The sequence below is a fragment of the Coriobacteriia bacterium genome (genome assembly GCA_013336165.1).
Lineage (GTDB): Bacteria > Actinomycetota > Coriobacteriia > Anaerosomatales > JAAXUF01 > JAAXUF01.
This window is the reverse complement of the sequence record JAAXUF010000026.1, coordinates 1-3241: the sequence shown is the minus strand read 5'-3', so window position 1 is coordinate 3241 and position 3241 is coordinate 1. Positions and strand designations below refer to the sequence as shown.

Annotated in this window: 5 protein-coding genes; all 5 read right to left on the bottom strand. The window is 60.0% G+C overall.

Annotated features, from left to right (window positions below; translation table 11 throughout):
* Positions 1-151: 151 nt before the first annotated feature.
* The 5 genes from HGA39_09810 to HGA39_09790 all read right to left on the bottom strand — a co-directional run bounded on the left by HGA39_09810 (position 152) and on the right by HGA39_09790 (position 2884).
* Positions 152-355, bottom strand: a complete 204-nt coding sequence (locus HGA39_09810; protein ID NTW29638.1) for a cold-shock protein — start codon at positions 353-355, stop codon at positions 152-154.
* Between the two features lie 224 nt (positions 356-579).
* Positions 580-1341 (bottom strand): ABC transporter permease, encoded by a 762-nt coding sequence (locus tag HGA39_09805; GenBank protein NTW29637.1) that lies wholly within the window; start codon positions 1339-1341, stop codon positions 580-582.
* A gap of 9 nt (positions 1342-1350) precedes the next feature.
* Positions 1351-2166 carry an ATP-binding cassette domain-containing protein gene (locus HGA39_09800; protein NTW29636.1) on the bottom strand — a complete coding sequence of 272 codons (816 nt, stop codon included), beginning with the start codon at positions 2164-2166 and terminating at the stop codon, positions 1351-1353.
* A 21-nt stretch (positions 2167-2187) separates the two neighbouring features.
* The gene (locus HGA39_09795; protein ID NTW29635.1) at positions 2188-2553 is read right to left on the bottom strand and encodes a DUF1048 domain-containing protein; all 366 of its coding nucleotides are present in this window, start codon (positions 2551-2553) and stop codon (positions 2188-2190) included.
* Positions 2534-2884, bottom strand: a complete 351-nt coding sequence (locus HGA39_09790; GenBank protein ID NTW29634.1) for a PadR family transcriptional regulator — start codon at positions 2882-2884, stop codon at positions 2534-2536. The genes HGA39_09795 and HGA39_09790 overlap by 20 nt, the downstream gene beginning before the upstream one ends.
* Positions 2885-3241: the final 357 nt, after the last annotated feature.

Genomic DNA, 3241 nt, shown 5'->3' with positions numbered 1-3241 from the left:
CCGTCTTTGTTGCATCATCCCATTTCATGACATCACCCCCAAAAAGAGAGTTGGACCCGGAACTTTCATTCCGGGTCCAACTTTAGGGGCGCGGTCCAATTGGGCCGCCCTTCTGCTAGTTGCTGTATGAAATTGTTGGTCGCTCGGTGATCTACACCTTGCGAACGTTGCTCGCCTGCAGCTTGCCATTCTGGCCGGTAGTGATGTCGAACGCGACAGCCTGTCCCTCATCGAGAGTCTTGAAGCCGTCGCCCTGGATCTCGGAGAAATGGACGAACAGATCGTCGCCATCCGCACGCGAGATGAATCCATAGCCTTTGTCCGGGTTGAACCACTTAACGGTACCTTCAGCCATGCCAAGCTCACTCTCCTGCCCCTCAGGGCAAAAACTATGCGGCGATTCCCCCAAGTAGACGCCCCTATGACGCCGGCGGTCCCACCGCGAACCCGGGCCACGTCTTGACCCGTACACAAAGTTAGCGCGAATTGCTTCAAGCGGTCAACACACGAATACACAGAACTTACACATCTTTTTCGGCCAACCGTGAATGGAAAGCTAGAAATCGAACAAATGGGCCCCTAAGAGATCCTGCGGCGATACGTGACCATGGCGAGGACATACGCTACGACAAGGGTGCCGATACACCAGGCGAGGGCAATCCAGATGTCGGTGCCTACCGGTTGCTGTGCGAACAGGTCGCGGATCGCATTGACGATCGACGTCACTGGCTGGTTCTCGGCGAAGACGCGCACCGGGCCGGGCATGGTGTCGGTGGGCACGAATGCCGAGCTGATGAACGGCAGGAAGATGAGCGGGTAAGCGAACGCGCCCGCGCCGTCCACGGTCTTCGCAGAGAGACCGGCGATCACGGCGAGCCACGTCAGCGCCAGCGTGAACAGGATCAGGATGCCGGCGACCGCGAACCATGCCGGCACTCCCGCCTCCGAGCGGAAACCCATGAGGAGGGCGACGAGCACGACGACCACAAGCGAGATGAGATTGGCGACCAGCGAGGTCAGTACGTGCGCCCACAGTACGGACGACCGTGCGATCGGCATGGACTGGAACCTCTCGAAGATGCCGCTCTGCATGTCCATGAAGAGCCGGTACGAGGTGTAGGCGATGCCCGATGCGATCGTGATGAGCAGAATGCCGGGCAGCAGGTAGTTCACATAGTTGTCCGTGCCTGTGCTGATCGCGCCGCCGAAGACGTAGACGAACAGCAGCATCATCGCGATCGGAGTGACCGCCGTGGTGAGAATAGTGTCCAAGCTGCGCGTGATGTGGTGTAGGGACCGACCCGTCAAAATGGCCGTGTCGCCGAAGAAGTGTCTGTTCATCGTTATTCCTTACTCATCAGCGCCGAACGTGCGGTCATTACCATCGTTGCCGCCCTTGCCTTCGTCACCGACGATAGCAAGGAAGACATCCTCGAGGGTCGGCTGCTTCTCGACGTATTCGACCTTGGCGGGCGGGATCAGCAACTTGAGCTCGGCGAGGGTTCCGTTCACGATGATCCGGCCCTCGTGGAGGATCGCGATCCGATCGGCGAGTTGTTCGGCTTCGTCCAGATCCTGCGTCGTGAGCAGCACCGTCGTGCCGCGCTCGGCGAGTGCCTTGACGGTCTGCCACACCTCGATGCGCGCCTGAGGATCGAGCCCGGTCGTCGGCTCGTCAAGGAAGATGACCGGCGGATTCCCAATGAGGCTCATCGCGATATCGAGGCGGCGGCGCATGCCGCCCGAATACGTCGACACCCTTCGCGCGGCCGCGTCGGTCAGCGCGAAGCGCTCGAGCAGGTCATCCGCGATCGTGCCTGGATCCTTGAGGTGCCGTAAACGGGCGACCAGCACGAGGTTCTCCCGCCCGCTGAGGATCTCGTCGACAGCCGCGAACTGGCCGGTGAGGCTGATGGACTGCCGGACGTCCGCGGCCTGCGTGGCGACGTCGAAGCCGTTGATGCTGGCACTCCCCGCGTCGGCCTTCAGCAGCGTGGACAGGATGTTCACGACTGTGGTTTTGCCGGCCCCGTTCGAGCCGAGCAGCGCGAAGATGCTTCCCCGCGCCACGTCGAAGTCCACGCCATGCAGCACCTTGAGCTTCTTGTACGACTTCTCTAGGTCCTGCACGCGGATCGCAAGCCTCTGGACCTGATTGGCTATCATCTGGGTATGTTCTCTCTTCCGCTACGCTCGGTCGCCCGCAACGCGGTCGATGGCCTTGATCAGCCGCTGGCGCTCCTTGTTGATCCACTGACCCTCCGAGTAGTTCTGAAGGAACGTCTCGATGAACTCCACGGGGTCGTCTCCGACGATCGCGCGGACCGGGGTCCCGTCCGCTGCGCCCTGCTCGAAGAGATCGGCGAGGTCATCAAGCATCCTCACCAAGGTGTCGCCCTTCGAGATGCCGCCGAAGTACGTCAGGTACCGCTCAATCGCTTCGACCGCGGTGCGGTAGCCCGCCGGAAATCCCTGCACGCGAGCCCTGTGCTGCCGATACTGCTTCTTTTGTTCAAGCGACCCGGTGACTTTCTCAATCCACTCTGCTGCCATGGTATCTGCCTCCTTCGCGGAGTTCTTCGAGCCGTCCTGTGAGGAAGCTCCAAGTCCTCCAGAACTCTTCGAGGTACTCCTGTCCCTGGGTGTTGAGCGAGTACACCTTGCGCGGAGGCCCCTTCTCGGATGGGATCTTCTCTACGTCGACGAAGCCGCGTTGCTCGATCCTGATGAGCAGCGCGTAGACAGTGCCCTCGGCAATGTCGGACAAACCCATCTCCCGCAGCCGTGCGGTGATCTCGTAGCCGTACGCGGGCCGTCCGGACAGGATCGCGAGGACGATACCCTCTAGCGTCCCTTTGAGCATCTCGGTCATCTGCTTGCCCACGAGCACCACCTCGCTCTACTGAGTACTACTAGCTACTGGTACATAGTAGCACAGAGTAGTCGAGGTGCAAGCTCCCAAATTGCATCACCCATGATGTGACTCGGCGTGTGCGGATCCATCGAAGAGAAAGATGGAAAGTCGTACGGAATGGGCTTCGACATGGGAATGTCCTTGGGCTACATTCTCGGCGAGACCGTGACCGCCGAATTGAAGGCGTAGTCTCTAACTCTGACTGAAGCGAAGGGTGCTCCTGGTGTCTTGGACCGCGCCCCTAAAGTTGGACCCGGAATGAAAGTTCCGGGTCCAACTCTCTTTTTGGGGGTGATGTCATGAAATGGGATGATGCAACAAAGACGG